This is a genomic window from Pseudomonas monachiensis, from assembly GCF_047345015.1.
GTDB lineage: Bacteria > Pseudomonadota > Gammaproteobacteria > Pseudomonadales > Pseudomonadaceae > Aquipseudomonas > Aquipseudomonas monachiensis.
In genome coordinates, this window is the sequence record NZ_CP178857.1 from 205,948 (window position 1) to 231,660 (window position 25,713).

26 protein-coding genes, 1 tRNA gene and 1 pseudogene are annotated in these 25,713 nt (G+C 57.1%); 4 read left to right on the plus strand and 24 right to left on the minus strand.

Translation table 11 applies throughout. The features are described from left to right. Positions 1–402: 402 nt before the first annotated feature. From ACMDB8_RS00860 to ACMDB8_RS00880, 5 genes are all read right to left on the minus strand, one after another. Positions 403–1,722: an outer membrane protein transport protein gene (locus ACMDB8_RS00860; RefSeq protein WP_108216159.1), complete on the minus strand. Its 1,320-nt coding sequence runs from the start codon at positions 1,720–1,722 to the stop codon at positions 403–405. 231 nt (positions 1,723–1,953) lie between these two features. Further along, positions 1,954–2,163 carry a hypothetical protein gene (locus ACMDB8_RS00865; protein WP_409079108.1) on the minus strand — a complete coding sequence of 70 codons (210 nt, stop codon included), beginning with the start codon at positions 2,161–2,163 and terminating at the stop codon, positions 1,954–1,956. Between the two features lie 263 nt (positions 2,164–2,426). Beyond that, a complete protein-coding gene (locus ACMDB8_RS00870; RefSeq protein WP_108216483.1) occupies positions 2,427–3,200 on the minus strand; it encodes an SDR family oxidoreductase in 774 nt (257 codons plus the stop codon). A 100-nt stretch (positions 3,201–3,300) separates the two neighbouring features. Continuing rightward, the gene (locus tag ACMDB8_RS00875; protein ID WP_230138893.1) at positions 3,301–4,137 is read right to left on the minus strand and encodes a short-chain dehydrogenase/reductase; all 837 of its coding nucleotides are present in this window, start codon (positions 4,135–4,137) and stop codon (positions 3,301–3,303) included. Between the two features lie 43 nt (positions 4,138–4,180). After that, positions 4,181–5,092 (minus strand): alpha/beta hydrolase, encoded by a 912-nt coding sequence (locus ACMDB8_RS00880; RefSeq protein ID WP_108216161.1) that lies wholly within the window; start codon positions 5,090–5,092, stop codon positions 4,181–4,183. Between ACMDB8_RS00880 and ACMDB8_RS00885 the strand changes: the two genes are divergently transcribed. Then, the gene (locus ACMDB8_RS00885) at positions 5,091–5,819 is read left to right on the plus strand and encodes a TetR/AcrR family transcriptional regulator (RefSeq protein WP_154861231.1); all 729 of its coding nucleotides are present in this window, start codon (positions 5,091–5,093) and stop codon (positions 5,817–5,819) included. The genes ACMDB8_RS00880 and ACMDB8_RS00885 overlap by 2 nt on opposite strands. A gap of 502 nt (positions 5,820–6,321) precedes the next feature. Here ACMDB8_RS00885 and ACMDB8_RS00890 read toward each other — a convergent pair. From ACMDB8_RS00890 to ACMDB8_RS00935, 10 genes are all read right to left on the minus strand, one after another. Continuing rightward, the gene (locus ACMDB8_RS00890; RefSeq protein ID WP_108216163.1) at positions 6,322–6,597 is read right to left on the minus strand and encodes a hypothetical protein; all 276 of its coding nucleotides are present in this window, start codon (positions 6,595–6,597) and stop codon (positions 6,322–6,324) included. Then, positions 6,594–7,574 carry an integrase domain-containing protein gene (locus ACMDB8_RS00895; RefSeq protein WP_108216164.1) on the minus strand — a complete coding sequence of 327 codons (981 nt, stop codon included), beginning with the start codon at positions 7,572–7,574 and terminating at the stop codon, positions 6,594–6,596. The genes ACMDB8_RS00890 and ACMDB8_RS00895 overlap by 4 nt, the downstream gene beginning before the upstream one ends. A 904-nt stretch (positions 7,575–8,478) precedes the next feature. Further along, complete coding sequence (locus ACMDB8_RS00900) at positions 8,479–9,807, minus strand: tyrosine-type recombinase/integrase (RefSeq protein WP_108216166.1); 1,329 nt, start codon at positions 9,805–9,807, stop codon at positions 8,479–8,481. 164 nt (positions 9,808–9,971) lie between these two features. Continuing rightward, positions 9,972–10,047 (minus strand) — tRNA-Thr (locus tag ACMDB8_RS00905). A gap of 78 nt (positions 10,048–10,125) precedes the next feature. Next, on the minus strand, positions 10,126–10,950 hold the full coding sequence (locus ACMDB8_RS00910; RefSeq protein ID WP_409079109.1) for an FkbM family methyltransferase: 825 nt from the start codon (positions 10,948–10,950) through the stop codon (positions 10,126–10,128). A gap of 343 nt (positions 10,951–11,293) precedes the next feature. Next, complete coding sequence (locus tag ACMDB8_RS00915) at positions 11,294–12,523, minus strand: methyltransferase (protein ID WP_409079110.1); 1,230 nt, start codon at positions 12,521–12,523, stop codon at positions 11,294–11,296. Then, positions 12,504–13,193, minus strand: a complete 690-nt coding sequence (locus ACMDB8_RS00920; RefSeq protein WP_056725836.1) for an ABC transporter permease — start codon at positions 13,191–13,193, stop codon at positions 12,504–12,506. The genes ACMDB8_RS00915 and ACMDB8_RS00920 overlap by 20 nt, the downstream gene beginning before the upstream one ends. Then, positions 13,190–13,885, minus strand: a complete 696-nt coding sequence (locus ACMDB8_RS00925; protein WP_056725834.1) for an ABC transporter permease — start codon at positions 13,883–13,885, stop codon at positions 13,190–13,192. The genes ACMDB8_RS00920 and ACMDB8_RS00925 overlap by 4 nt, the downstream gene beginning before the upstream one ends. Before the next feature lie 72 nt (positions 13,886–13,957). Beyond that, positions 13,958–14,707 (minus strand): ABC transporter substrate-binding protein, encoded by a 750-nt coding sequence (locus ACMDB8_RS00930; protein WP_015093061.1) that lies wholly within the window; start codon positions 14,705–14,707, stop codon positions 13,958–13,960. 13 nt (positions 14,708–14,720) lie between these two features. After that, complete coding sequence (locus tag ACMDB8_RS00935) at positions 14,721–15,494, minus strand: ABC transporter ATP-binding protein (protein WP_007972784.1); 774 nt, start codon at positions 15,492–15,494, stop codon at positions 14,721–14,723. A 564-nt stretch (positions 15,495–16,058) separates the two neighbouring features. Here ACMDB8_RS00935 and gabP point away from each other — a divergent pair. Then, positions 16,059–17,450: a GABA permease gene (gene gabP, locus ACMDB8_RS00940; protein WP_056725832.1), complete on the plus strand. Its 1,392-nt coding sequence runs from the start codon at positions 16,059–16,061 to the stop codon at positions 17,448–17,450. Positions 17,451–17,527: 77 nt separating this feature from the next. Here gabP and vapC read toward each other — a convergent pair whose 3' ends face one another. From vapC to ACMDB8_RS00970, 6 genes are all read right to left on the minus strand, one after another. Next, on the minus strand, positions 17,528–17,935 hold the full coding sequence (gene vapC, locus ACMDB8_RS00945; protein WP_056725829.1) for a type II toxin-antitoxin system tRNA(fMet)-specific endonuclease VapC: 408 nt from the start codon (positions 17,933–17,935) through the stop codon (positions 17,528–17,530). Next, entirely contained in the window at positions 17,935–18,165 is a 231-nt protein-coding gene (vapB, locus tag ACMDB8_RS00950) for a type II toxin-antitoxin system VapB family antitoxin (RefSeq protein WP_056725827.1), read from the minus strand. Before vapB ends, vapC begins: the two co-directional genes overlap by 1 nt. A 169-nt stretch (positions 18,166–18,334) precedes the next feature. Beyond that, the gene (locus tag ACMDB8_RS00955) at positions 18,335–18,784 is read right to left on the minus strand and encodes a hypothetical protein (protein ID WP_056725825.1); all 450 of its coding nucleotides are present in this window, start codon (positions 18,782–18,784) and stop codon (positions 18,335–18,337) included. Positions 18,785–18,790: 6 nt separating this feature from the next. Further along, complete coding sequence (locus ACMDB8_RS00960) at positions 18,791–19,207, minus strand: hypothetical protein (RefSeq protein WP_008046520.1); 417 nt, start codon at positions 19,205–19,207, stop codon at positions 18,791–18,793. 108 nt (positions 19,208–19,315) lie between these two features. Then, complete coding sequence (locus ACMDB8_RS00965) at positions 19,316–20,290, minus strand: alpha/beta hydrolase family protein (protein ID WP_409079112.1); 975 nt, start codon at positions 20,288–20,290, stop codon at positions 19,316–19,318. A gap of 68 nt (positions 20,291–20,358) precedes the next feature. Then, positions 20,359–21,108 (minus strand): DUF1016 N-terminal domain-containing protein, encoded by a 750-nt coding sequence (locus ACMDB8_RS00970; protein WP_409079113.1) that lies wholly within the window; start codon positions 21,106–21,108, stop codon positions 20,359–20,361. A gap of 253 nt (positions 21,109–21,361) precedes the next feature. Here ACMDB8_RS00970 and ACMDB8_RS00975 point away from each other — a divergent pair, with 253 nt between their 5' ends. Continuing rightward, positions 21,362–21,811 (plus strand): carboxypeptidase regulatory-like domain-containing protein, encoded by a 450-nt coding sequence (locus ACMDB8_RS00975; RefSeq protein WP_409079114.1) that lies wholly within the window; start codon positions 21,362–21,364, stop codon positions 21,809–21,811. A 123-nt stretch (positions 21,812–21,934) separates the two neighbouring features. Here ACMDB8_RS00975 and ACMDB8_RS00980 read toward each other — a convergent pair whose 3' ends face one another. Continuing rightward, entirely contained in the window at positions 21,935–22,726 is a 792-nt protein-coding gene (locus ACMDB8_RS00980) for a TSUP family transporter (protein WP_409079115.1), read from the minus strand. 41 nt (positions 22,727–22,767) lie between these two features. Beyond that, positions 22,768–23,847, minus strand: coding sequence for a hypothetical protein (locus ACMDB8_RS00985; protein WP_409079116.1), 1,080 nt, complete (start codon positions 23,845–23,847; stop codon positions 22,768–22,770). Positions 23,848–23,990: 143 nt separating this feature from the next. On the opposite strand from ACMDB8_RS00985, the pseudogene ACMDB8_RS00990 reads away from it, so the two are divergent. Further along, positions 23,991–24,152 (plus strand): annotated as a pseudogene (locus ACMDB8_RS00990) (carboxypeptidase regulatory-like domain-containing protein); the annotation flags it as partial. Between the two features lie 56 nt (positions 24,153–24,208). Here ACMDB8_RS00990 and ACMDB8_RS00995 read toward each other — a convergent pair. Then, positions 24,209–25,627 carry a calcium-binding protein gene (locus tag ACMDB8_RS00995; protein ID WP_413966578.1) on the minus strand — a complete coding sequence of 473 codons (1,419 nt, stop codon included), beginning with the start codon at positions 25,625–25,627 and terminating at the stop codon, positions 24,209–24,211. Between the last annotated feature and the right edge of the window lie 86 nt (positions 25,628–25,713).

The window sequence follows — 25,713 nt, forward strand, 5'->3', positions numbered from 1 at the left end:
ATTTCTACGAGGGCTTTGTTTTGTATGGTGCCGGCACCAGACGAACGGTAGCTTGCTGCGAGGCCAGGTTTTCTGCGGATCTGGAATTCGCTGGAAAATTCGGCGTACCCCAACTAGTAACTATAAATAAATCAGCTAGTTATGGCGTTCGGTGGAATCGAACTCGGGATTTTTTAGAGGTCAGCACGTTGTCAGTCTGCAAGTAATTCAGAGCCACATACGGAATGGTAAGCCTCCTGAACTCGAACGTTGTCGATTATCCCCTCCGTAGAGAATAGGCAGGAATCCGCCAAAAACTGCCGTGGTGACAGACAGCAGACGGCCAATTGCTGCCTGTCAACAACGATCCCTGTGACGAACCACCTTACAGGTTCAGGAATGGGCGTTGCGTCATCAGGGCGGTTAGTACCGATAAGTGGCCTGAACCGAAACCCCATTCGCACTGTTGTCGTAGTTGGCACTGTATTCCGGTTGAAGACCTGAGTTGTTCGATTGCTTTACCGAGACTTTGGAATCCCAGAGATAACCGTAAGCAAAGTCGATCGTCAGATCGGGATTCGGCGAATAAGCACCGCCCAAGGTCACGGCTTGGCGATTCCCGACCGGAACGCGCACGCTGCGATCGGCGTTCCTGATGGGCGACGGGTCATAGGCGTAGCCTGCGCGCAGTAGCCATTGCTGGTTCAATTGATAAGAGGCACCCAGAGCACCAGACCAGGTGTCACGCCAGTTCATTTCTTCGGTCACACTTCCCAGGCCAGCTGCCTGGCCCAGGGGGGAAAGACCGCTGTTGAGGGCCTCAACCTTCTGGATCCGACTCCAGCGTTTCCAGGTAGCTCCCAGGTAACCCGTCCAGCGACTGTTGAAATGATGGGTGATGGACGTATCCACGGATTCGGGCATCGTGAGATCTATCTTGTTGTCATACTTTCCATCCAGCGAAATAAAGCTCGGGGAGCCGGAAACCTCAGTATGCCCTTCAAGTTCATAGTCCACCTTCGAGTGATAGTTGATCCCCCAGCTGGTGGCCTCGGTAAAGTCAATCAAGATGCCGACGTTGTAGCCAAGTGCGGTGTCATCGCCTTTGATGGTGACCAGCGTGTCTTCGCCGTTGTTCAGGGCGCCGGTGGCCAGGTAGTTCTGAAGCTTTGCATTGAAGCGGTTTATGGTCGGTCCGCCACCAATGGACACGTAATCATTGATCCGCCAGGCAATGGTGGGCTGCAGGGTGATCTCCTTGGTCGTGCTATAGGAACCATGGTAACGGCCTTGAAAACTGCTCTCGTAATCATTGATCAGACCACTCGGAGCATACAGGCCCAGACCCATCGAAAAACGATCGTCAAGCGGCGTCGACATGTAGGCAAAGGGCACAACCCCCAAAGGGACCGAGTCCCCTTTGTTCGTTCCCGGGGCACTGCTCTGCGCGTCACTGATGTCATCGCTCACCGAGACGACCGCGGCTCCGCCGGAAATCTCGGTACGTTTCAATTTGGTCAAACCTGCAGGATTTCCAAAGATAGTGCTGGCGTCCAGCGCAGAAGACGATCTCCCCGCATAAGCAGTACCCGCACTGCTTGCACTTTGTTCATTTAAGGCAATGCCATTGGCTAGGACGCTTGTGGAAGCGCTGAGTATTGCCACGACACCTGCGAATTTAGTCCAGGCAGACACTTCTCCCACGACTGAGAGATACATGATTGCACGGTTGCTCAGTTTCATTTCCCACCTCGTATTGTTTTTATTGATTGGTGCGCAGGCAAAGCTTCACCTTCCGGTGCACTTGGCAGTGCCGGTTGGCGTTCATCGATGTTGTGAAAAGGTCCCTGTAGAAGGCACCTTGTAGCCCGATTCGCCGGCGTGCTCTGCTGCAGATGCTGCCTTGCGAGGTAATGACAAATAGCGCGGTGAGCGCGCGGAGCTACGCCGGCAACTAGCTCCGATCACGGGCGATCAGAACGCGCCTGAAGTTCCGTTATGCGCCAAAGCCGTGAGAAATCCCTCTAGCCACTCATGGCGCTGCCGGTAGGCTTCATCCGTGACATGGCCATAAGGGCAGTCGAAGAGTGTTAGGCCGGAAAGTCCCGACTCGAATCCGACATCAAAAGGCTTTTTCTCTGCCTTAGTGCTGAGCTCCTCAAGTTCATGAAGGGTGATGATCATGATCATTCCTCGTGTAGCCCAGAAGGGCGTAATTGGTCGGGCAGAAGATAAGAAGGGGCTTGAATCCGCTCCAAGGTTTCTATTACCGATCGGCAACACTTTACTTATTGCAGGCAAGGGCGCCTCACCGGAGAACTGTTCGTTGATCCAGTTCTCCTACTACTATTATTGCCAGAGTTAGATTGTTCGGTGGCTAGAAGCTATATATGATGACCCCTTCTCCGTAACGGATACCAAGTTGATGGAGACTAGAAGGTATTTAACTAATAGCCCGACAGATTCTTAATAATGGCTCTGCGCGTGCGCTGTGGCAGAAATTTAGTCACGGCACGCATCAGTCGAGGACGCCAGGTATCAACTTCCCAATGAACGCCCCTTCGGTTCTGCACGGCTTTCCATACTGTTGCAGTAACATCGCTGGCTTTTAGATGAATACCTACCGAGTCGACGATATTTCCATGTGCCGCATCCATCATTGGCGTAGCCACAAAATTTGGCATCACGTCACATACATAAATCCCGTATCGATCCCACTCGATGTTTAAGGCCTCAGTAAATCCTTTTACCCAAAACTTGCTGGCTGAATATGATGCCTCGCTTGGTACGCCATATTCAGAACTGAGGGAACACATGTTAATCATCGCCGGCTCCGCGCTTTCCTTAAGGTACGGGAGCGCATGGAAGGCACCAATCTGTATCCCCTTAGCATTGACATCGGTGACCGAGAGGTGTTTCTCAAGAGTCACTTTCTCAAAATCATCGATGAAGGCTATGCCTGCGTTGTTGAACAGCACATCAATGGCACCGCCGCTCTCGGACGCAAACTCACTTAACACGGCGGCAAACTCATCAGATTGAGTAACATCTAGACGACGATAGAAATGACTTCCACCAAGTTTCTTTTTCAGCATGACAAGGTCTGTCTCACTGATGTCTGTCGCTGCGACTCGGTATCCCTGCTTAGCAAAAAACAAGGCCGTTTCGGCACCAATTCCTTTGCCCGCGCCTGTGATGAATATAGTAGGTTTATTGTTCATCTTAATGTCCATGTGTAAGCCGCTTAAGCGGAGCAAACTTGCTGACTGCCCTCTGAGCTTGGCACTGAGAGTAATAAATCAGTTTATCTGCACAGGGCAGTTATTTTTCCATCTTGCGAATCAGCGCATGAATTCTTTTATCACGGTCCAAAGTCAAATCCGTGAGCAGATTAAAGATCCCTCGAAGAATAGAAATGGGGATCCACCGGCGCGGACAGTTAATTCGGGCAGAACGAGTCTGAACCCCCTTGACGACTGCCTCCGCGATTCTCGCTGGCTGAATAGGCGCTCTCAACACACTTGGGTACGCCAGCTTCACAAGCTCAGTGGCTTCTGCATTCCCCCCAAAAGCGCTCTTGGCGATCGCTGTCGATACCCAACCTGGGTAAAGAACACCTGCAGTAGCACCTGTCCCTGCAAGTTCAGCCCGAAGAGAGCGGCCGAACATCTCTACACCAGCTTTGGACATGGCGTAGGGCGCATTCACCACCCCATTGACGAACGCATATACGGATGACGTGACTAGGACATGACCATTGCGGGCGCAAATCTGGGGCAGACACGCACGCACCGTCCGCCAAACACCCAATAGGTCGACCTCAACGACTCGTTCGAATGTCGCCTCGTCCATATTTCTGATGGTCGTGGGCGGATCACAGGCGATACCCGCATTAGCGAACACGACGTCGATTCCACCAAAGGTCTCTACAGCCCTCGCAACCGCTCGATCCAAATCTTCGCGGGAGGTGACGCTCGCGAATATCGCTAGAGTTCGTGGGCCAAGCTCCGTTGCAAGCTCTTGGATAGCGTTTTCTGTTACGTCCAGCAGTACAACCTTCGCGCCGACGGCATGCATTGCTCGAGCGGTTGCGGCACCAATGCCTCCGCCCGCGCCAGTAATTAATACGACCTTATCCTGCAAATGAAACATGTTCATATCTCGATATTGTTATTGTTGGGCAGACAGCGATGGCGCTAAGTCATGCAGCGTGGAAGCGTGCGGCTCCGCGTGAGACGCGACGCTTTAGAAAGGAAATTTGCTTCTGGATGACATGCTCGAAGGCCTCCCCGACATAGATGTCGAAATGTCCTTCCTTGCACATATGAATTTCAGCGTCAGGAGCCCTTTTGGCATGGCGCAATGTGGGGCCTGTAGGTGCGACGCTATCTGTTTCGCAGATGCAAAATAAAATTGGGCAAAGAAGCTTCGGGGTCTTTTTCCCCGGCCTATAGAGCCCGATAGCCAGCGCAAATCGAGCCGCTACGTAATTCTTGAAAGGGTATTTAGCGGGTACCAATCCAAGATACCCAGACTCCGCATCCGGTGCGGTCATAAGCGCCGCAGACCACTTTGGCCCAGCTAATTTGGCGGTTACAGGCCCGGCACCAATTAGAGAGCAAGCCACGTCGGCGACACCCCATGCGGTCAATTTGAGCGAAGTGAACAGGTCGACCTTTAGTAATGACGCCAACCCATCAGTAAAAGGGCACTGGGCCATCACAGCTGCGATCTTTGCATCAGCCGCTGCGGTGTAGATCACGTGCCCGCCGCTAAACGAAGTGCCCCATAGGACTACCTTTGCGGCATCCAAATCGTCATGGGTTCGAGCATAGGCAACGGCTGATCGCCAATCCTCCTGCTGACGCTTGATGTCCAGCAGTTGCCTAGGTTCGCCTTGGCTTGCACCAAAGTTGCGGTAGTCGAACACCAGGCATGCGTATCCGGCCTCACAGAAGCGCTCGGCAAACGCTTCTAGGCGCATTTCTCGTACGCCACCCAGGCCGTGAGCCATCACGATGACGGGATGTGGCTTAGGTTGTTCTGGCAGGTACAGCCAAGCGGCGCACCTTGCGTCGCCGGATGGAAAAGAGACATCGAGACGTTGGAACATGGCGGGTACCTTTGTTATTTTTTTGATGCTATTCCACTTTTGGATGAACATACAACAACCAATCGTCGTGTATACTCGCGCCATGACAAATTCCACGCCCTCTACTCCCGCTCCCGCTCCCACTCGCACCCAGCGCAAGGCTGAAGCCACGCGGCTAGCGATAATCCAGAATGCCGAAGCCTTGCTTTTGGAGGGCGGAGCGGCCGCTTTTACTCTCGAGGCCGTAGCTGAACGGGCAGATATTGCGGTGCAGACCATCTACAACAGGATTGGCGGGCGATCAGCTTTGCTTATGGCTGTTGCTGAACGGGCCTTTGAGGAAAACAAGGTTTACATGGACGCAGCTTATGCGGCTGCCGGGACGCCCATGGAGCGACTTTGGATCGTTGCACAGGGTTATTTTCGCTTCGCTTGTGAGCGGCCAAATGAGTTCCGCCTGCTCGCAGATCCCCCCAATGAGCCTGAAGCGGTCGCGCGAATGAGCGATTTGATAAGGCACCAGAACAGCAAGATGGAAGCAGCCTTACGCGATGGCATAGCTGACGGCACCATTGACCCCACGATAGACCCATGCCTGGCTGCCACCTCGTTATGGGCAGCTGCAAATGGCATCCTGAGCTTGTCTTGGCGGGCGGATGCAACTCCTATAAGTCAAAACGGAATGGAGCAGTTGTGGGCGCAATGGGTGAGTATTGTCGTCAAGGGCATCTCCATACGCCGTACATGATTCTTTGCAGTCCGTCATGAAAGAAGTGACTACCCCCGCTCCGGTAGACATCCCCGGCCATGCTGGATCGCCTCTGCTTTTGTAGTCACTCGATGACCGCTTTTGGCCGATTCTGTTGAAAAGTCGGTTCGCCCAAACAGTCTGGTCATTCACTGGTTAAATCGCCTTTTTTGCACGCTGCTACGTAAAGTCTGCGTCCGGAAGCCTCTGCCGAAAGCAAAGATTTAAATCTCGGACGCATACTTTTCTGCTGCGCAAACCATGGCCGACTTTTTCAACAGAATCGACCGGAAGCAGTCGTTCCTGGACGTCCGCTTCTGGCCCAGGCTGTGTAAATAAGCAGGCACCGTTTTAAAGTCTGCGTCGCTACGTAAAATCTGGCAGTCCTTGGTTAATCAGCAGACCTGAAATTTGCGTAGGAACGCGATTTCCGTTCTGGTTCTGAACCTCAATCCTGCGCTAAAACGTTTTTACACAGCCTCGGCCGTCTTCTGACATTCGTTTAGCGGTTGAACTGAAAGGGTTTTCCTAAGCGATGAGTGAGTAATTGCATGGTCAGCAAATAGTAATACCGCGTCGATTCAGCGTGCTGGTTTAGGTGGTGATTCAAAAACCACGCCAGGTGTTTTCTTTGCCAAGTCCATGGATTGTCGCGTTGCCAGCGCTCAGCGATTGCTGTTTGGATAGCCTTCGCCTGACGTAGGTGGCGTTGGCGGGTGGTATGCGACCCGGTCAGGACGCCTGACAGGAACAGCTCCATATCGAATGGCTTGCTCATGCTCGACCACCAATGTAAGCCGACACCACGTCGATACGGCCATGCCCCAGCTCATAGCTGATTTGTACTCGGGCATCCTGATCTAGGCGTCGGTCGAGTTGATAGCAATGGCCTCCGTTGATGGGGGCGGGATGGCGGGTGATTTGCTCATAGCGTTCGCACGCATAAGCCGCGCGCAGTTCGTGGAAGCCTTTGAAGTTGTGCGTATGGAGGATATCTCGGGCGGGGCGGACGATCCCCTGCAAGAAATCGAGGTAGCTTTCGTTCGGTGCCAGCAGGTTGCGGCCACCATCGGGCGAAACCTGTTCGGCAAACCTCAGAGCTTCTCGAATATGGTCATCTACCGTAATCCAGCGAGGTGCTGACGCACCGGATCGGCCGCCTTTGGTGCCGTCCTGGATGTTGATCTTGTCGTAGTGTTCGGCTTCACGCTTGAGTCGCGGTAGGTCGGCCAGAATCGCTTCGCGCAGACGCATGCCAGTGGCTCGCGTTAACTTAGCGATGGCCGCGGTGCGCGGCTGCTGATGTTTGCAAAGTACCTCTACGATCCGCTTCACGTGTTCGCGGTCTTGGCCTTGTGGCACCGAGCAACGAACGCTGGTGCGCCGCATTCCCAGCGCCTTGCTCGGACTCGGCACTTTCACATACTGATCACCGCGAAGCGCGGCCATGGTCCGGTTGACGCTGGACAACCGGTTTAGCGCGGTGGCGATGGCGAGCTCACCTTGGTCAACTTGCTGACGCAGATGTCCGGCGTAGTCCAGCAAGGTCTGCCAATTAATTTGCCGCGCATCGTTAAACCCCGGCCCTTCCTCCGACCGACACCAGCGTACAAACGCTTGCCACCGATCACTGTGCGCCTTGACCGTGCCGTAATGCCCGCCGCCAAACAGGTCTTTCAGTGCCTGCGGTCCTGCAAAGCTCAGTTGCCGGCCATAGCCAAAATTGCGCCCATCTCGTCTAGCTACTAATCCCATGACCATATTCCTCTCGAAGCCAAACCTTCGAAACCTTCCCCACGTCATCCCGCCAAGAATGCTGAGTGTTATCAGGGATCAAGGCCCCTGCGACCTGTGAGGGTTGTCCACTAACGCGGGACTGGCGGCTCTTTACGACCGGGAGCTTAGGCATCTCATAATCTGGCCTCCTGAGCACTTCCGCAGAAGTGGGCGGGTGGAGGCTGCACTGGCTGACGAGACCAGCGCCGCGAGATCCTGAGTCGGGTGAAGGCAGTGAGGCGACGACCGGGGCATACCTGACTGTCAGTCAGGTGCAGTCCATTCCGTGGGCTGCGGCACCATCATCGGCATCGCTGTTGCTGGTAACTTCGGTGTTTGTCACGCCGATTGTCACGAGGGGGAATGCCGCAAAGCCTTGTACGAGTTGGGCTGCAGCAGTGGTAGTAGCGCCCGTCTCTTTCCGGAAGAAAGAGACGGGCGCAGGTTGGCGCAATGAAATGGCCAAGCGGATAGGTTGCTGCAGGGCAGCGAAGTAAAGGGGCATCTGGCGCACGAGGGCCATGAGTAGAAGTGGCATCCATCACATGGGTAGTGACCGTGCGTGCTGCCGGACGCTAAACGCACTTGGGGAGAACCACCACGGTGTGGCGTAGCCTTAAAGGTCCTGGCTACCTGGGTCGCTGTCAACGACAGCGCTTTGCCAGATCTTTTCTACGCCTGTGGATAATTCGGGTCAAGGCTCGAATTTCCGGGAGTTCTGCGGCTGTGGATGAAATTATCCACCAGTGGAAATCAGTGGTTTTCCACAGACAGTTTGCGTGGGCTTTAGATTTTTTAAATGAGGTCCATCCAAGCAGGGCGGCTTTGCAGCCCCGCTTGGATGGACCCGCGTAGAAGGGCGGACTGCGGTGATCTCTTTGGCTTACCCACGTTTGGATGCGCCACGGCTATTTTGTAGGGCTGTAATGTTGTCGCCGACCGGGTGAGCGAATTCGTGGGGCGTCACATGCCCATGGCGGTTGGCGTCGATGTAGTTGCTCCACCACGCCATGATCAGCCGACGCTGTTCGAGGAATTCGGCCTTGTGGATATAAGCGGCGCGCACGCGGTTGCGTTCCTTGTGACTCATTTGCCGTTCGATGGCTGCGTCGGTCCATAACCCGGACTCCAGCAGGGCGCTACAGGCCATGGTCCTGAAGCCGTGGCCGCACACGTCCTTGCTGGTGTCATAGCCGACGTTGCGGAGCATGGTGTTCACCGTGTTCTCGGACATGGGCTTCCAGTACTTGTGGTCTCCCGGTAGCACTAACTCTGAAAAACGACTGAGGCTGCGCAGGCGCTCCAGTATTTCGATGACCTGCGGCGAGAGCGGAACCATTTGAATGTCGCCGTTCATTTTGGTCCCGCGTGTGGAGTTGCGTACCCCTTCAATCGGTGCGCGGGTATCGGGGATTTCCCACATGGCGCGTTGGAAGTCGAACTCACTCCATCGCGCGAAGCGCAGTTCGCTGGAGCGGACAAATACATGCAGCGTCAACAGGACGGCGAGGCGCGTCAGCTCGCGGCCGTTGTAGTTGTCGATACGGTGTAGAAGCTCGGGTAGACGGTTGAGGGAGAGGGCCGGGCGATGGATTGTGCGCGGCGCGTGAATCGAGCCTGCCAGATCCAGTGCAGGATTCATGGTGATCTGCCGAGCCCTTTTGGCCCCGCGCATGATGGTGGATAAGTAGTTCTGTACCCTTAACGCCACATCCATGGTGCCGCGTTCCTTGATGCGCTGGGTGATCTCTAGCAGGTCGTGGGTATCGAGTTCGGCGATGGGGCGTTGGCCGATCAGCGGGAAGACGTGGGTGCGCAGTCGGCTCATTACGGTTTTTGCGTGGCCTTCGGTCCAGCGACGGGACATGTCGGCGTGCCACTCCAGAGCAACGGTTTCGAAAAGCAGTGCCGCCCGCTGGGCTACGATCTTGGCCTTCTTCTTTTCTTCCATTGGGTCGAGGTTGTCGAGCAACAACGCCTTGGCTTCATCGCGCTTACGTCGTGCGACGGAAAGGGTAACGATGGGGTAATTGCCGATGATGAGCGTACCTTCCTTGCCACTGGGCTTGGTGTATTTCAAGCGCCAGGTCTTCACGCCATTGGGTTTGACGAAAAGGTACATGCCGCCGCCGTCGAACAGTTTGTAGGCGTGTTCGCGGGTTTTGGCCGTGCGGCATTGCAGGTCGCTGAGGGGGATCGCTAGACGTGGCATAGGGGTACGCGCTCCTGACCGGGAAATCGCAGTACCCCTAACATACCCTCGGGGAAGGGGGATTTTGTTGGATCCCGACGGAGGGTCCTGGAACGAAAAAACCCGCCAAAGGGCGGGTTTTCGGGGCTTCCAGAGTATTCGGTGGAATGCAATGGAGCCTAATGTGGTGCCGGCACCAGGAATCGAACCCGGGACCTACTGATTACAAGTCAGTTGCTCTACCATCTGAGCTATACCGGCGTGTCAGGGCGACGATTATAGCGATTGGCTGGCTTCTGTAAACCCCTGAATTCTGACTATTTTTGCACGAGCTTCAGGTCAGGTGCGCAGCAGGGTTTTCTTGAGTTTCTGGATGGCTTGCCAGGCTCGACTGTTTTGCATCGCGCGCAGCTGTGCTTCGGCCTGTTCGGCGCGTTGCAGGGCGGCGGCGAGTTGGTGTTCGGCGTCGCTGACGGGGTGGCTGAAGTTGTGGCCTTTGCAGAACTGGAACTCGTCCAGGTTGCAAGGCGGGATGTCGAAGGCGGGTTTGAGGTTCAGGTGTTCTTCGGCGAGGTAGTAGGTGTTGATGCCGTCGAACAGGATGGAGTGGTAGCCGGCGTCGGTGACGAGGGTTTCCCAGGTCTGGTCGCGGGCCCAGGGGGTTTCGATGAGGATCACCCATGGCCGCCATTGGCTGAAGTCCATGCCGCGCAGGACGGTTTCTTCGTGGCCTTCGACGTCGATTTTCAGGAAGTGGATGGCGCGGCCCTGGGTGTGTTCTTCGCAGATGGAGGTCAGGGTGCGGGACTTGATCGTTTGGCTGCGCACGTCCATGCCGGCGTCTTTGTGCAATTTCGCCATGGTCGGATCGAGGGTCGAGAGGCCGGTGCCGGCGATGCCGTAGAAGGTCAGGTCGTCAGCACTTTCCCCGGCCGCGCATTGCAGGTTGGTGTCTTTGGGACGTTGCTGGCACAGGGCTTCGTAGTAGTTGGGCATCGGTTCGACGTTGATGCCGGTCCAGCCATGGTCATAGAACGCCTTGGTGACGGAGTCATGGGTGGGGTGGTTTGCCCCGACGTCGATGTAGAAGCCGTTCTCAACGGTTTTGAGGGCGCGCCACAGGCGTATGTCTTCGAAATTCTGTGCGTAGGAAATGAACGTCACTGGCGCATCCTGTCGGAGAAATGTTCTTGTTTGTGGCCGCGCTGCCGGCGCCCTTGCGTGTGTGTATATCAAGAGTAATGAAAGGGTGCAATTTCCCCGGTCTACGGTCCGGGATTAGGCGTTTATGTCGTTTTTATTAAATGCTTATGCACAATGCGATTGGCAGCGCACCGGGTTTAGGCCGAATTTGTGGATCTGTTCTCATTTGTCCGCAAATACCTGTTTTTTCGATTTTTTATTCGGGTGTACAAAAAATGAACAGTGTGGATTTAGCTCTGAAACCTGCATGGATATTGGATCCACGATAATTCCATCAACAGAGTTATCCACAGGTCGGATGCGTTTAGACGCGTTCGGCCAGGAGCAGGAAATTACGCGGCGTGAGCGGGGTTTCGCAGAAGGTGCCGACGCGGACGCTGTAGCCCCGCTCGGCGAGGAAAAGTGCCCGATCAAGGACCAGCCAAAGCTCCAGCGGGCGTCGGAAAAGTCCGCGCAGTAGTTCAAGGTTGCGCACTTCGGCCAGTCGTTGCCAACCGGCGGCTTCGAGGGCTGGCCAATTTTGCGGGCCGATTGTGGATAACTCTTTGAGTGCGGCCAGGTGATGGCAGTAATCGGCGAAGGGTTTGTCCAGCCAGGCGCTGGGCAGGGAAGGGGTTGGCAGGTACTCGTCCAGGCCGCGCAGTTGCCGTTGCAGCAAGTCGAAGCCCAGGCGCCGGGCCATGGAGGTGTCGCGTTGACGTCGCACGCGGGTACCGGCGGTAACGGTTTCGCTCATGGGCAGCGCGAGGTCTTCGAGGGAAAGCTGTAGGCCGGAGCCATTGGCGGCCGAGGAAATCGGCGAGTATTGGGCAAGACTGATTCGGTTGTAGCAGCACGGTGCAATGGCGAGCTGTTTGCAGCCTGTGGCGCTGGCGAGTTGAATCAGCCGCACATGCAAATCACCACAGGCGTGAAGCGCGACGGGCGTGTGATACGCACGCAGTAGACAAGCGGCGTCTGCCGCGAGCACATCCTGTTCGATATGCAGCGCATGCAGGTGATGGCGCTGGCTGAGTGCCTGGCCGCTGGTGACCAGTGCCGGGTCGTATTCCAGGCATGTCAGTTGTTGCCCCGGTTGCAGCAGGCGGCGGCCCAGATGTCCCTTGCCTGAGCACCAGTCCAGCCAATGCTGCGGTGCCTCGGAAAACTGCAAGCGACTGGCGAAGGCTTCGATCTGCTGCCATTTGCGCCCCGGTACATCGACGTTCAATCGATGGCCGGCCGCTTCGAGCATGCGCGCGGGCAATTCATCCACGGCACTCAAGGCAACGGACATTGTTGCCAAGAAAGCAAAGGGTTCGGGTGCATTCAGGAGGGCGGGTTGGTTGTGAGCGTTTTCCGCGTCTTCCAGCGTTCGCTCGCGTAGCCATGCGGCCAGCTCCGGGTAGGACGCTTCCCAAGGCAGCTGTAGATGAGTGAACGGCCGAGGTTTCCACAGTGCCTGATGCTCTGTCAGAAAAGCATCCAGCGCGGTGAAACGGGCGAGCAGGGCCTCGCCCGTCAACACGCCGGTATCAACGCCCTTGGCAGGCATCGACGCGCAACCAGCGCTCCAGCAGCTTGAAGCCACGCACCAGCACGTAAGCCATTACCAGGTAGAACATGCCCGCGGCGAAGAAAATCTCCACCGGCAGGTAGGTCCGGGCAATGATGGTGCGGGCCATGCCGGTCAGTTCCAGCAGGGTCACGGTGCTGGCCAGGGCGCTGGCCTTGAGCATCAGGATCACTTCGTTGCTGTAGGCCGGCAGGCCGATGCGCGCGGCGCGCGGCAGGATGATGTAGAACAGTGCCTTGGGCCTGGACATGCCCAGCGCCCGTGCCGCTTCGATCTCGCCCGGTGGAATCGCCTGGATGGCGCCCCGCAGGATTTCCGCAATGTAGGCAGCGGTGTGCAGGGTCATGGTCGCCGTGGCGCACCAGAACGGATCGCGCAGGTACGGCCACATCGAACTGTTACGGACCGCGTCAAACTGCGCCAGGCCGTAGTAGACCAGGAACAGCTGGACCAGCAACGGCGTGCCACGGAAAAAGAAGATGTAGCCGTAGGGAAATGCCCGCACCCACCATAGGCGCGACGAGCGGGCGATGCCCAGTGGGATGGCCAGCAGCAAGCCGGCGATCACGGCGATGGCCACCAGTTCGAGGGTCAGGGTTGCGCCTTGGGCCAGTTTCGGCAGCCACTTGATGATGACTTCCCAGTTCATTGGGTGCTCCTCGCGAAGCCGCGAGCGGCACGTTTTTCCAGCAAGTGCATGCCGGTCATCGCCAGCACCGTCAGGCTCAGGTACATGAACGCGGCCACCATATAGAAGGTGAACGGCTGTTTGGAGACGGTCACGCCGATTTGCGCGTGACGCATGATTTCTTCCAGGCCGATCACCGACACCAGCGCGGTGTCCTTCATCAGGATCATGAACAGATTGCCCAGGCCGGGCAGGGCGATGCGCCACATCTGCGGCATGATCAGCTTGGTGAAGATGCGCCACTTCGACAGGCCTAGGGCCACGCCGGCTTCACGATGGCCTTTGGGAATGGCAAGGATCGCACCGCGAAACACTTCCGTGGCGTAGGCGCCGAAGCACAGGCCCAGCGCAATCACGCCGGCGGCGAAGGCGTTGAGTTCAAGGTCGGGGTTGCCGAAGAACTCGCCCAAGGCACGCATCAGGTTGACCGTGCCGAAGTAGATCAACAGCACCCAGAGCAATTCCGGGATGCCGCGAACCAGGGTCGAGTAAGTGCCGCCAAGCCATTGCAGCGGCTTGTACGGGGAGGTCTTGGCCAAGGCGCCGAGCAGACCGAGTACCAGCCCCAGGCACAGGGCCGAGAGTGCCAGTTTCACAGTCATCAGCGCGCCAGCGGCGAGCGCCGGGCCGAATCCGTAGAGGTCGATAATCATGGATTTCTTTTCAAATCGCGGCAGGCAAGGCCGAGAACCGGCGCCATCAGGCGCCGGTCAGGCAGGTCAGTATCAATAGATGCTGAACGGGAAGTACTTGTCGTTGATCTTCTTGTAGGTGCCGTCAGCGACGATTTCTTTGAGCGCGGTGTTCAGCTTCTCGCGGATCGGGTCCTTCTTGCGCACGGCAATACCGATCTTGTCGCTTTCTTCCACCGGGTCGCCCTTGAACTCGTAGCTACGGCCAGCGTCGCTTTTCAGCCATTCGTAGTTGACGTACTTGTCGGCCAGGATGCCGTCCAGGCGGCCGGAAGTCAGGTCGAGGTAGGCGTTTTCCTGGGTGTCGTAGAGCTTGATGGTGATGTCGTCACCATAGTTGTCTTCCAGGAAGGTGCCGGCCAGGGTCGCGCGCTGGGCGCCGATGATCTTGCCTTTGAGCGCCGCCTTGTCGGTTTTGAAGTCGATGTCTTTCTTGGCGATGAACTGCAGCTTGTTGGAGTAGTACGGGTCGGTGAAGTCCACCGCTTGCTTGCGCTCGTCGGTGATCGACATCGAGGAGATCAGGAAGTCGAACTTCTTGGCGTTCAGGGCCGGGATGATGCCGTCCCAGTCGGAGGTCACGACGGTGCACTCGACTTTCATCTTGGCGCACAGGGCGTCGCCGATCTCTTTGTCGAAGCCGACGACATTGCCACTGGCATCTTTATTGTTGAACGGCGGGTAAGCCGCTTCGATGCCCATCTTCAGGGTTTCGGCCATGGCACCGGCGCTGAACGCCAGGGTGACGGCGGCAGCCAGGAAGACCTTTTTGTAGTTCTGCATGTGGGTAGCTCCGTTAGCGGTTGCTGGACATGAATTGTTTGCAGCGCGCCGAAAGCGGGTTTTCGAACACCTGCTGTGGCGATCCTTGCTCTTCTACCAGGCCCTGGTGGAGGAACACCACTTCGCTGGAGACCTGACGGGCGAAGCCCATTTCGTGGGTTACGAGCAGCATGGTGCGGCCTTCTTCGGCCAGCGCGCGGATGACATTAAGTACTTCCTGGACCATTTCCGGGTCAAGCGCCGAGGTCGGCTCGTCGAACAGGATGACCTTGGGCTGCATGGCCAGGGTGCGGGCGATGGCCGCCCGTTGTTGCTGGCCGCCGGACAACTGCGCCGGGTACGCGTGGCGCTTGTCGGCGATACCGACCTTGGCCAGCAGGGCTTCGGCCACTTCGATGGCTTCGGCCTTGCTCTGGCCGAGTACGCGGCGCGGGGCTTCGATGATGTTGTCGAGCACGCTCATGTGCGGCCACAGATTAAAGTTTTGAAATACAAAACCGATTTCGCTGCGCAGGCGATTGATCTGCTTGCCATCGGCGGCCACCAGTTCACCGTTCTTCGCCGCCTTGAGCTTGAGTTCTTCGCCGGCGACCAGGATCTGGCCTTGGTGCGGATTTTCCAGCAGGTTGATGCACCGCAGGAACGTGGACTTGCCGGAGCCGGAGGAACCCAGGATCGAGATCACGTCGCCGTCGCGGGCGGTCAGCGAGATGCCTTTGAGCACCTCCAGCGAACCGTAGCGTTTATGCAAGTTGCGGATTTCAAGCGCGGGCGTGGCCTCAGCCATGTGCGTTCCTCATATATGTTGCGCTCCTGCTGTTGGCGGCCTTCCTGGCGAGGCGGCCAACCTAGCATAGCGTTTCAATGGCAGCCAACAGCGCTACGGACGGTAAACGGCTGGTGCGTGGCAGGTTGTCGCATCGGCGCAGCAGACTGTCGCCCCATCAACAACCGAACAGCCGTTTGAACCTTGCCTGTCGATAAAAAGCGCGGTGGCTGCCGCAAAAAAAGGCGCGATGTTGCCAGCTTTGGCAGGGTGTTGGAAGCGCTATCCGGCCAAATGCACCGCTTGTGCACTTTTAATGTGCGCGGAGCCATTTTCAGGTGTGTTTCCGGTGCGCTGATTCACCCCACAAAGTGGGTGGCAGGGTAACGTTCTGGCAAAGTGCCATTGAATTCAATGGGTTGCGATGACTGTCCGGTCGGGGTGAGATCGCCGGGTTAGAGGGTTTTGAAATATTTTGGCGCAATTATTGCGTGCAGAATCCAGAACGCCCTGTTGGCTTCTTTTTACGAGAAGGTTCGCCGAACGGGATGCACGCATTCGCTTCTCCTTACAAAGGTAGTTTTAATGAGCAGTACCCAAAGCTCTAGTGGCCTCGAACAGGGGCTCAAACCGCGCCACGTGACCATGCTGTCGATTGCCGGTGTTATCGGCGCCGGCTTGTTCGTTGGCTCGGGTCACGCCATCGCCGCTGCAGGTCCGGCTGTTCTGTTGGCTTACGCCGCCGCCGGCATGTTGGTGGTGCTGGTGATGCGCATGCTCGGCGAAATGGCCGTTGCCTCGCCGGACACCGGTTCGTTTTCGACTTACGCCGACCGTGCGATCGGTCACTGGGCCGGTTTCACCATCGGCTGGCTCTACTGGTGGTTCTGGGTGCTGGTAATTCCGCTGGAAGCCAACGCCGCTGCGACCATCCTGCATGCCTGGTTCCCTGGCGTGGACATCTGGGCCTTCGCCCTGGTCATCACGATGCTGCTGACCGTGACTAACCTGTTCAGCGTGAAGAACTACGGTGAGTTCGAGTTCTGGTTCGCCCTGATCAAAGTGCTGGCCATCATTGGTTTCATTGTTCTGGGCCTCATGGCGATCTTCGGCTTCCTGCCGGGCAGCCAGGTCAGCGGTGTTTCGCACCTGTTCGACACCCAGGGCTTCCTGCCAAACGGCATGGGCGCAGTGTTGGGTGCGATCCTGACCACCATGTTCTCCTTCATGGGCACCGAGATCGTGACCATCGCGGCCGCCGAATCGAAAGATCCGGGCAAGCAAATCTCCAAGGCCACCAACTCGGTGATCTGGCGGATCGGCTTGTTCTACCTCGTGTCGATCTTCATCGTTGTGGCCCTGGTGCCATGGAACGACCCGATCCTGGCCAGCGTTGGTTCTTACCAGACTGTGCTTGAACGCATGGGCATCCCGAACGCCAAGATGATCGTCGACATTGTGGTACTGGTTGCCGTGACCAGCTGCCTGAACTCGGCGCTCTACACGTCGTCGCGCATGATGTTTTCCCTGGGCAAGCGCGGCGATGCGCCGGCGATGTCCACGCGCACCAACAAAAGTGGCACGCCTTACTGGGCGGTGATGCTGTCCACCGGTGCCGCGTTCCTGGCAACATTCGCCAACTACGTGGCTCCGGCTGCGGTGTTCGAATTCCTGCTGGCCAGCTCCGGTGCCATCGCACTGCTGGTGTACCTGGTGATTGCGATTTCGCAACTGCGCATGCGTAAGCAGCGTATCGCGCGCGGCGAGAAAATCGCCTTCAGCATGTGGTTGTTCCCGGGCCTGACCTACGCGGTGATCGTCTTCATTGTCGCGGCCCTGACCATCATGCTGTTCCAGGATGCCCATCGCGTGGAAATTCTTGCGACCGGCTTGCTCAGTGCCCTGGTGGTAGCGACCGGCTTGCTGGTGGCTCGCCGCCGCAAGCTGGAAAAACGCGGCGCGGTAGTGCTGAACTGATCCATACCGCGTAATGCAAAACGGCCGCTGTCAGTGATGACAAGCGGCCGTTTTTGTTTCTGTTGATTGTCATGTGTTCAGTCGACATGAGCCCAGTCTTCTACGCGTAACCCTGGAACTCGCTCAAACTCCCGCAGGTTGTTGGTGACCACGATAAACCCGCGTGAGCGTGCGTGCCCCGCGATCATCTGGTCGTACGGGTCTATGGGTTTGCCTGCCTTTGCCAGCTCGGATCGAATCATTCCGGTGTGTGCTGCTGCTTCGTTGTCGAAGGGCAGGACTTCAAGTCGGGCGGCGAAGCCCTCGATGACCGCCAGGTTTTTTTCGGGCGCTGCTGATTTTTCCGCGCCGTAGATCAGCTCCATCAGCGTAACCGCACTGATGCACAGTTGGCCGTGATGACGGTTGAACGCCTCCCGTACCACCTGTGGTTTGTTCTTGATGGTGAAGATGCAGATGTTGGTATCGAGCATGTACTTGATCATCAGAACGACTCACGCTCCTGATCGGCGGGTTGCTCGCGATCGGTCATGAAGTCTGCCGTGATGCTTTCGCCATCGAACCAACTGTCCCAGGTTTCACCGGCGGGCGTGATGATTCGGCTTCGACCTACGGCGACGACGTCGACTCGTTTCACGTCGCTTGGCATGGCTACAGCTTTCGGCAGGCGAACGGCCTGGCTTCGATTGCTCATGAAAAGGGTTGTCTGTTCCATTTGGACCTCCTGCGCTTTTGCTGGTGCGATGAGTCCAAAGGATAGGTTTTGTGTTGGATATGTCAACGGGATATACGTGGTGCCTGACGGAAGGAATGCGCTCGATCAGAGCCAAAAAAGGCCGCTGTCAGTGATGACAAAAGCGGCCTTTTTTGTTTGGGCGTAACCCTTACTCGGCTTTTTCTTCCGGCGCTTCCAGCGACTCGCGGTAGACATCCAGTGCAGCGCCGAAATCGGCGATGAACTGTGGCTCGCTCAGCCATGCCTGGGCGGCGTCGCGGTCCATGCCGTCGGCCCACATGCGGTAGTCGATCAGCATGTCGGCGGCCAGGTGGGTGGCGGCCATGCCTTCGTCGTCGGCGTTTTCCATGTCCAGCAGTTCTGGATGGTCGATGATGATAAAGGCGAGGTCCGTCAGCAATACCGAGAGCATTTCGCTGCGGCTGACCGCTTCGGCGTCACGCATTTTGCTGAACATCGCCAGGGTGTATTCCGGGATTGGCTCGCCGAAATCGGGCAGGTCCTGATCCACGATGGATTTTCTGCCGACCATGCGGATCTGCTTGGCTTTGGCTTTTGCGCGCTTGGCGCGTTTCTGTTGCTTGTTCAGGGAGGCCATGGGAACTCAGTTCGGTTTCTGTTGGGTTTGCGCGGCAATGGCGTCGGACGCCGCCACGTAGTCGGCCTGAAAGGCCGGTGATTCGATCCACGCCAGGGCGCCGGCTTCGTCGGTTTCGGCCGACCATTGGCGATATTCGATCAGAGCAGCGAGGATGAAGTCTGTCGCTGTTTCCTCGCCTTCCTGTTCCAGTACCAGTGCGATAAGCGGATGTTCCAGAAAGGCCGCGCACATGGCCTGCTGGCTGATCTTTTGTGCATCGATCATCTCTTTGAACATGTCGGTCAGGTCCACCGACTCGAAGTCGATGCGATCGTCGTTCGGGTCCAGTTCCACCGGCGCGGCAGCCCGCTGGGTGCGGTTCTGCTTGGCCTTGGCCTTGGCGCGGGAGGCGCGTTTTTGCTGCTTGTTGGCGGAGGCCATGGGCGTCGTTCCGTATTCGTTGAAGGGGCAAAGGGCCTAGGGGGCGTTCTCAATTAGTTTTCCCGTCAGCAAACCCGGCGCGGCGTGGAAACTAATTGAGAACGCCCCCTAACTGCGTGGCACTCGCCGCCCGGGGGTATCGGGGGCCAGTTCGCCGTTTTGCAGCCAGGCCAATGCAATGGGCCATAGTGTGGCTTGGTATGCGCTACGAAAAAAGGCGAAATGTCCGACTTCTTCTTCGCCGATGTCTTCGGGATGGATGCGCAGGTGAGAGTTTGAGCTGCCGGTGAAGTAGCCAAGCAGGCGCTCGATGGCAGGGACCGTGCCGTAGGGATCGTCGCTGATGCTGATGGCCAGGGTTTGCGCGGTGACGTTGGCAAAGGGCAACTGCCCGGTGGTTTTGCTGATTGTGCGGCCGCTGGCGCGTTTCTCGTAACGGGCAGTGGAGAGACTCCAGTCACGGACCACGCCAGCAGGTGTGTCTTCCAGCCAGCCAAGGCGTTTGCCCGGAAAGTAGCCGTAGATCATCGTCACCAGTGGCATCAGCACATGCCACTTGCCGAACATGCGCCAGCGATGGGTCGGCGCATAGTCGCGCCAGTAGGCGAATTGCGCACCGACCGTCACCAGGCGCCGGATCAGGTGCCCGGACGCCCCCAGGCCCGCTGCACAGCCGCCAAAGCTGTGGCCGACCACATCGACAGGCTGCCCCGGGAACTCACGCTGTGCGCGCTTGAGCATCGCTTCGAAATCCAGCGCTCCCCAATCGGTCCACGAGGCTTGAAGCCCCTTGAGCGATGCCGGACGCGACTCGCCGATGCCGCGGTAGTCATAGGTGATGACATCGAAGCCGTGGGCGAACAGATAGTCGGCAAAACGTGAGTAATGCCGGCAACGGACTGACGTGGCGGCATTGATGATCACTACCGGACGAGCGGCGTCTTGAGAGGCGTGTCGCCAGGTGAAGCCACCGAGGATGAAACCGTCCGCGGCGGTTTCCTTGAACGGCTTGCCAGGGATGGTATCCGGCCGCGGCAGCTCGATGCGCGTGGGGGCCAGTGGAGGCGTGTCCTGCAAATTCATCGGCGTCAGTCCTTTGCGGGTAGCTGCCAACGATAGTCTTGATGCCGTTGATGGACAATCCGTTCGATTCAACGCGGTTGTTGATTGGTCAAGCGCTCTTCAAGTGCTGCTCGCTCCCGATCCAGTGCATCACGCAGTTCCTCTTCACTCGGCAGGACAAGCTTGTACTTGCTGGCCAGCAATTGTTCGATCAGCGCTTGTTCGATCTCGCTTTCCTGAAGCTTGCCGGCATTGGGTAAACCAAGAAACTCCAGTACCACCGGATCACGGATGAAATCCCGAGGGCTGGCCTTCATGTTTTGAATGTGGGTGGCGGCCTCCTGCTTGACGCTGCCGCGATCGCGACTCGCCAACAGGCGTTCGTAGTACAGCGTATTGATCTGGCGCTCCAGCGCTCGGCTTGACCAGTTTTGGGTGGCTGATTCGTTCATGTACCAGAGACGAGCGCTGTCGTTGTCGACCCGAAGCAGGTGGCGGTAGTGGGTCCAGCTCAATTCGTGACGCAGTGCGTCACGAATTGGAAAGGCTTGATAGAACAGACGCATATACCGAAGGTTGGACGCGTCAAATCCCTTTCCGAACTCCGCAGTTAGCACTTTGGCCAAGGTTGACAGTAACTCTTTGCCATACTTGGCCCGTCGCGCGCCGTTCTGTTCGAACTCAACAATGTGCCGGCCAATCTGCCAGCAGGTTTGCACTTGCACGGTATCGACCGCCCGAAGCACTTTCTGACGTGCCTGATGGATCAATTTACCAAGGTTGCCAAGCAGTGATGCCAGATGTGGGTCGTGAGTGTCGTTGGGGGTGGGGGTTGTCATGAGGTCTTCCGCAGCAGGTTGAACAGCGAAAGAGAATGACAAGTGTGCACCTTTCGAAGATGCCGGGGATTACTGAAAAACAGACAGGAAATACCGGGTTGTCCGGCAGGACGGGTCTGATGGCAAGCGAGGGTTGAGGAGCAAATGGCGTAGTACGTTTCGTACTCAGGCCAAATCAATCTAAACCCCTCCCTCCGGCTGGAAATCCAAAGAGTGTAACGATTGGGTTCTGCAGAACCCGGGAGTCGTCATCATGAAATACCTCCATACACTCCTGTTGCCCCTCACCGCTGTAGGCATGCTGATGTATCCAGCGATGACACCTGCCGCCAGCCTTGAGCCCATCGACAGCCAGGGGGTGCAGGTGCAAAGCCAGGAACAAAACGGCATCACCTACCTGTCGGGCGGTATCGGCGAGGATGAGTCCAAGGCCATCCAGCAGACCACCGGCTATAACCTGCACATGACATTCTCTGTCGGGACGGGAAATGAATACACTCCAGACGTGAATGTGGTTATTCAGAAAGCCCCGGGGCAGACCGTGTTGACGCTCAATGGCGCCGGCCCGCTGGTCTACGTGAAACTGCCGGCCGGTAAATACACGGTCATTGCGACGCATAACGGCGAAACACGGCAGGACGTTGCCGATGTTGGCAGTGGTGCAGCCCGTAATCTGGTTTTCCACTGGAATGATGCGAGTTAGCGAGAGTCTGTAAATCAAGAAGCGCAATCAGACCCTGGATCCTGTAATTCAGGGTTTCTTGTATGTGGTGTCATGAACGGCGTACAGACCCGTCTTGGGCGCCGATCATTTTCGACGTGATGATCATAACGACGCCAATGTCTGGATGAGTGCAACGCGTAAAGGGTTGGTTTCTACGCTCAGCAGTTTGATGGCCAACGCGCAGCAGACCACGATCAACATAGGTTTGATCAACCGTGGTCCAACCCGGACAGCGGCCCGTGCACCCAATTGAGCACCGACGAAGGCCGCCAAAGCCATGGCTATGGCTACCGGCCAGATAATCACACCTTTGGTGATAAAGACCGACAGAGAACCGAGATTACATGAGGCGTTGGCAAGTTTGGTAAAGCTCATGGCCCGCATCATGCCCAGGCCGCAGAGCAGTACGAATCCGACGATAAAGAAAGAGCCTACACCGGGGCCAAATATACCGTCGTAGAAGCCCAGAATCGGCGCAACGCTAAACGAAAAAAGCAGAATGCCGATTCTCTTGCGTCGATCTTCATTGGCCAGCTTTGGAGAAAGCGCAAAATAGATGGCCACCAGAATCAGCATGATAGGTACGCAAACTTCCAGGTAGCGCTTATCAATAGAGCTGACCAGCAAGGCTCCACTGGCGCCGCCAATAAATCCGCAGACAACCAGGAAGCGGCCTTCGCGCCACTCGATCATTCCTTTGCGAGCAAAGGTTACCGTTGCCGAAACGGTTGCCGAAGCGGCCTGGAACTTGTTCGTGGCAATCGCACTGATGGGATCCACCCCAGCCAGAAACAGTGCAGGCAAGGTTATTAATCCTCCGCCACCTGCTATTGCATCAAAAAAGCCGGCGCAAAATGCGACGAGCGCTAATAGGCTAATTACATCCCAAGACATTCCGATTCCTCTTTTACAGTTACTGGCAAGTCATCCAAAAGTCAGCCCTGCAGCCTCAGCGGGTCTTCTGAAATAACGATAGGAGACGAAAATTTCGACAGGCCAAAAATGCGAACTAGCACCCGTCTGTTGTCTTGGATGATGTCCCGTCCGTGCAGCGCCCGAACGTTATTGATGAGCAAGGCGGACTCTTGCGTCAGCGTGTATTCGATTGGCGTTGCTTCGCGCACACCCTGGCATAGGGCGGCATAGGCCGTTTTGACGAAACGTGAGGCATTGCCGTTAACCGAAAATCGGTATGAGTTGAAACGGGCCGCGAACCCGACGTTGTCATCGAATTCCAGAATTGAAACATTGTGACCATCCTCTCCCTTGCCTCTGACAAAGGAGTCACTGCGGGTGAACTGAAAGCTCCCCGTAGTCAGCGCGAGGCAGTTGGTTATGCCGATTTTTTCGAGTATGGGAGGCAGTGGAATGACTCGTGTCGGTTCCAGGCTCGGGTTCCACAAAGCTGAGAGTATCAGCGACGACGGCGAGGGTGAGTGTCCGTCTTTCGCGTTTATGGCGCACCGGTAGGGCGCCTCTGTGTGTGGGCCTAGCGCCAGGCCGGAGTGGGAGCTCAATTCTTTGATGTCCGGCTCTGCAGGGATTCTGGTCAGTCCGCCGCCCTTGAAGTTGGCCACCAGTCGAACCAGTTTTCCGTCATTGTCCATGTCGTAGGCAAAGGCCCTGTTATCTACCAGTTTCAATAGGATCTGGTTGCGGGCGGCCAGGCAAAGGACGTCGCTTCGGTTTTCCAGGGAAGTCTGATCTGGTAATTCATCTGGAGGGCTGGCGTCTGAGATTTTTTGCAACCCATCAAAGATCAATACGGAAACAAGGCCATCGGAATAGGCACTCAACAGTTCGCATTGGTCTTTCGAGAACGAGAACTTCAATTCAATAGCCGCCAAAGCGGCTTTGGACTTGGCTCCCGGTGCCTGTGGCCCACCGATGGCGGCCAGTTCTTCGGCGAATGTGTGAAGCAACGTTGACTGCGGAATATCAAAGCTGAAAGTTCTGATTTCTTGTTCGGTAAAAAGCTCTGCGGTTTCGACGTCTGGTTGAGCGGCGTCAGTCATTTTCTACATCCCTGCTGTGTATCTGCTGCCGGTTATGCGGCAGCTCCTCCTTTAATTCTGCACAAACTGTTAATCGTCGTATGTCATCCATTTCCGTTAAAGCAGGCGGAGCGTTCTGACAGGCCGGGGGGCAACCAGGAATGGCCAGCCTTGAGCCCATCGACAGCCAGGGGGTGCAGGTGCAAAGCCAGGAACAAAACGGCATCACCTACCTGTCGGGCGGTATCGGCGAGGATGAGTCCAAGGCCATCCAGCAGACCACCGGCTATAACCTGCACATTCACTTTCCCGCGGGCATAAAAAACCCTGAATCCTGCGATTCAGGGTTTCTTGGTACTTTAGTGTCAGAGACGACCCTCTATCAGGCAATCAGGTCGGTAGTTTGCAAGTTGCTCACTCCCACCAACTGAATTTCGAACTCCGCTGCCGTGTCGGCGTCGGTGCTGCCGTAGAGAATGCCGCCGGCGAACCGCAACTGCCCTGCGGCATTGCTGCTGAAGGCGCTGGAGCCGATGAAGCTGAACGCATCGTTGGCCACCGTCGCCAGGTTGGCGTCCAGGGTCGACAGGTCGATCTTGTCGCCTTCGCTGGTCTTGAAGTCGCCAATGACATCGCGCAGGGCGGCGCCCAGGCCCATTTCACTCAAGGCATTGAAGTCGAACTTGTCGGCCCCGGTGCCACCATACAGCTTGTCCAGGCCCGTGCCGCCGATCAGCAGGTCGTTGCCGGCGCCACCGGTGAGCGTGTCGTTGCCGGCACCGCCGATGAGGGTGTTGGCGGCTGCGTTGCCGGTCAGCTTGTCGTTGTAGTTGCTGCCCGTGAGGTTTTCGAAGTTCAACAGGGTGTCTGAACCGGAACCACCGGTGGCTTGCGCGGTGGTCAGCGCCAGGTTGGCCGTGACCGCTGCGGTGGCGTAGGCATAGGACGCGGTATCGATACCGGCGGCGCCATTGAGGATGTTGTTGCCGGCCCCGGCGTCGATGACGTTGTTGAGGCTGTTACCGGTGCCGTTGGCAGCGCCGGTCGACAGCAGGCGCAGGTTCTCGACATTGTCAGTCAGGGTGTAGGCACCGAGGGAGCTATAAACGGTATCGATGCCACCGGTGCTGGCGGCAGCATTGGTTTCGCTGACGATATCGCCGGCGTTATCGACGTAGTAGAGGTCGGAGCCGTCGCCGCCGATCAGGCGGTCGGCACCGGCAGCGCCGTTGAGTTGGTCGCTGCCCAGGCCACCGCTGAGGGTGTTGGCGGCCGCATTGCCGGTCAGCCTGTCGTGATAGTTGCTGCCCGTGAGGTTTTCGAAGTTCAACAGGGTGTCGGAACCGGAACCACCGGTGGCTTGCGCAGTGGTCAGTCCCAGGTTGACCGTCACCGCCGCCGTGGCATAGGCATAGGACGCGGTATCGATACCGGCGCCGCCATTGAGGATGTTGTTGCCGGCACCTGCATCGATGACGTTATTGAGGCTGTTACCGGTGCCGTTGGCAGCGCCGGTCGCCAGCAGGCGCAGGTTCTCGACATTGTCAGTCAGGGTGTAGGCACCGAGGTAGCTATAAACGGTATCGATGCCACCGGTGCTGGCGACAGCATTGGTTTCACTGACGATATCGCCAGCATTGTCGACGTAGTAGAGGTCGGAGCCGTCGCCGCCGATCAGGCGGTCGGCACCGGCAGCGCCGTTGAGTTGGTCGCTGCCCAGGCCACCGCTGAGGGTGTTGGCGGCCGCATTGCCGGTCAGCCTGTCGTGATAGTTGCTGCCCGTGAGGTTTTCGAAGTTCAACAGGGTGTCGGAACCGGAGCCACCGGTGGCTTGCGCAGTGGTCAGTCCCAGGTTGGCCGTGACCGCCGCGGTGGCGTAGGCATAGG

Excerpts from the sequence above, each read along its gene's own strand:
- vapB (WP_056725827.1), bottom strand. The coding sequence starts at position 18,165 with ATGGAACAGACAACCCTTTTCATGAGCAATCGAAGCCAGGCCGTTCGC.
- ACMDB8_RS00965 (WP_409079112.1), bottom strand. The coding sequence starts at position 20,290 with ATGAATTTGCAGGACACGCCTCCACTGGCCCCCACGCGCATCGAGCTG.
- ACMDB8_RS00955 (WP_056725825.1), bottom strand. The coding sequence starts at position 18,784 with ATGGCCTCCCTGAACAAGCAACAGAAACGCGCCAAGCGCGCAAAAGCC.
- ACMDB8_RS00925 (WP_056725834.1), bottom strand. The coding sequence starts at position 13,885 with ATGATTATCGACCTCTACGGATTCGGCCCGGCGCTCGCCGCTGGCGCG.
- ACMDB8_RS00870 (WP_108216483.1), bottom strand. The coding sequence starts at position 3,200 with ATGAACAATAAACCTACTATATTCATCACAGGCGCGGGCAAAGGAATT.
- ACMDB8_RS00900 (WP_108216166.1), bottom strand. The coding sequence starts at position 9,807 with ATGCCACGTCTAGCGATCCCCCTCAGCGACCTGCAATGCCGCACGGCC.
- ACMDB8_RS00880 (WP_108216161.1), bottom strand. The coding sequence starts at position 5,092 with ATGTTCCAACGTCTCGATGTCTCTTTTCCATCCGGCGACGCAAGGTGC.
- ACMDB8_RS00980 (WP_409079115.1), bottom strand. The coding sequence starts at position 22,726 with ATGTCTTGGGATGTAATTAGCCTATTAGCGCTCGTCGCATTTTGCGCC.
- ACMDB8_RS00915 (WP_409079110.1), bottom strand. The coding sequence starts at position 12,523 with ATGCCTGCCAAGGGCGTTGATACCGGCGTGTTGACGGGCGAGGCCCTG.
- ACMDB8_RS00975 (WP_409079114.1), top strand. The coding sequence starts at position 21,362 with ATGAAATACCTCCATACACTCCTGTTGCCCCTCACCGCTGTAGGCATG.
- ACMDB8_RS00860 (WP_108216159.1), bottom strand. The coding sequence starts at position 1,722 with ATGAAACTGAGCAACCGTGCAATCATGTATCTCTCAGTCGTGGGAGAA.
- ACMDB8_RS00970 (WP_409079113.1), bottom strand. The coding sequence starts at position 21,108 with ATGACAACCCCCACCCCCAACGACACTCACGACCCACATCTGGCATCA.
- ACMDB8_RS00885 (WP_154861231.1), top strand. The coding sequence starts at position 5,091 with ATGGCGGGTACCTTTGTTATTTTTTTGATGCTATTCCACTTTTGGATG.
- vapC (WP_056725829.1), bottom strand. The coding sequence starts at position 17,935 with ATGATCAAGTACATGCTCGATACCAACATCTGCATCTTCACCATCAAG.
- ACMDB8_RS00875 (WP_230138893.1), bottom strand. The coding sequence starts at position 4,137 with ATGAACATGTTTCATTTGCAGGATAAGGTCGTATTAATTACTGGCGCG.
- ACMDB8_RS00865 (WP_409079108.1), bottom strand. The coding sequence starts at position 2,163 with ATGATCATCACCCTTCATGAACTTGAGGAGCTCAGCACTAAGGCAGAG.
- ACMDB8_RS00890 (WP_108216163.1), bottom strand. The coding sequence starts at position 6,597 with ATGAGCAAGCCATTCGATATGGAGCTGTTCCTGTCAGGCGTCCTGACC.
- ACMDB8_RS00930 (WP_015093061.1), bottom strand. The coding sequence starts at position 14,707 with ATGCAGAACTACAAAAAGGTCTTCCTGGCTGCCGCCGTCACCCTGGCG.
- ACMDB8_RS00985 (WP_409079116.1), bottom strand. The coding sequence starts at position 23,847 with ATGACTGACGCCGCTCAACCAGACGTCGAAACCGCAGAGCTTTTTACC.
- ACMDB8_RS00960 (WP_008046520.1), bottom strand. The coding sequence starts at position 19,207 with ATGGCCTCCGCCAACAAGCAGCAAAAACGCGCCTCCCGCGCCAAGGCC.
- gabP (WP_056725832.1), top strand. The coding sequence starts at position 16,059 with ATGAGCAGTACCCAAAGCTCTAGTGGCCTCGAACAGGGGCTCAAACCG.
- ACMDB8_RS00935 (WP_007972784.1), bottom strand. The coding sequence starts at position 15,494 with ATGGCTGAGGCCACGCCCGCGCTTGAAATCCGCAACTTGCATAAACGC.
- ACMDB8_RS00920 (WP_056725836.1), bottom strand. The coding sequence starts at position 13,193 with ATGAACTGGGAAGTCATCATCAAGTGGCTGCCGAAACTGGCCCAAGGC.
- ACMDB8_RS00895 (WP_108216164.1), bottom strand. The coding sequence starts at position 7,574 with ATGGGATTAGTAGCTAGACGAGATGGGCGCAATTTTGGCTATGGCCGG.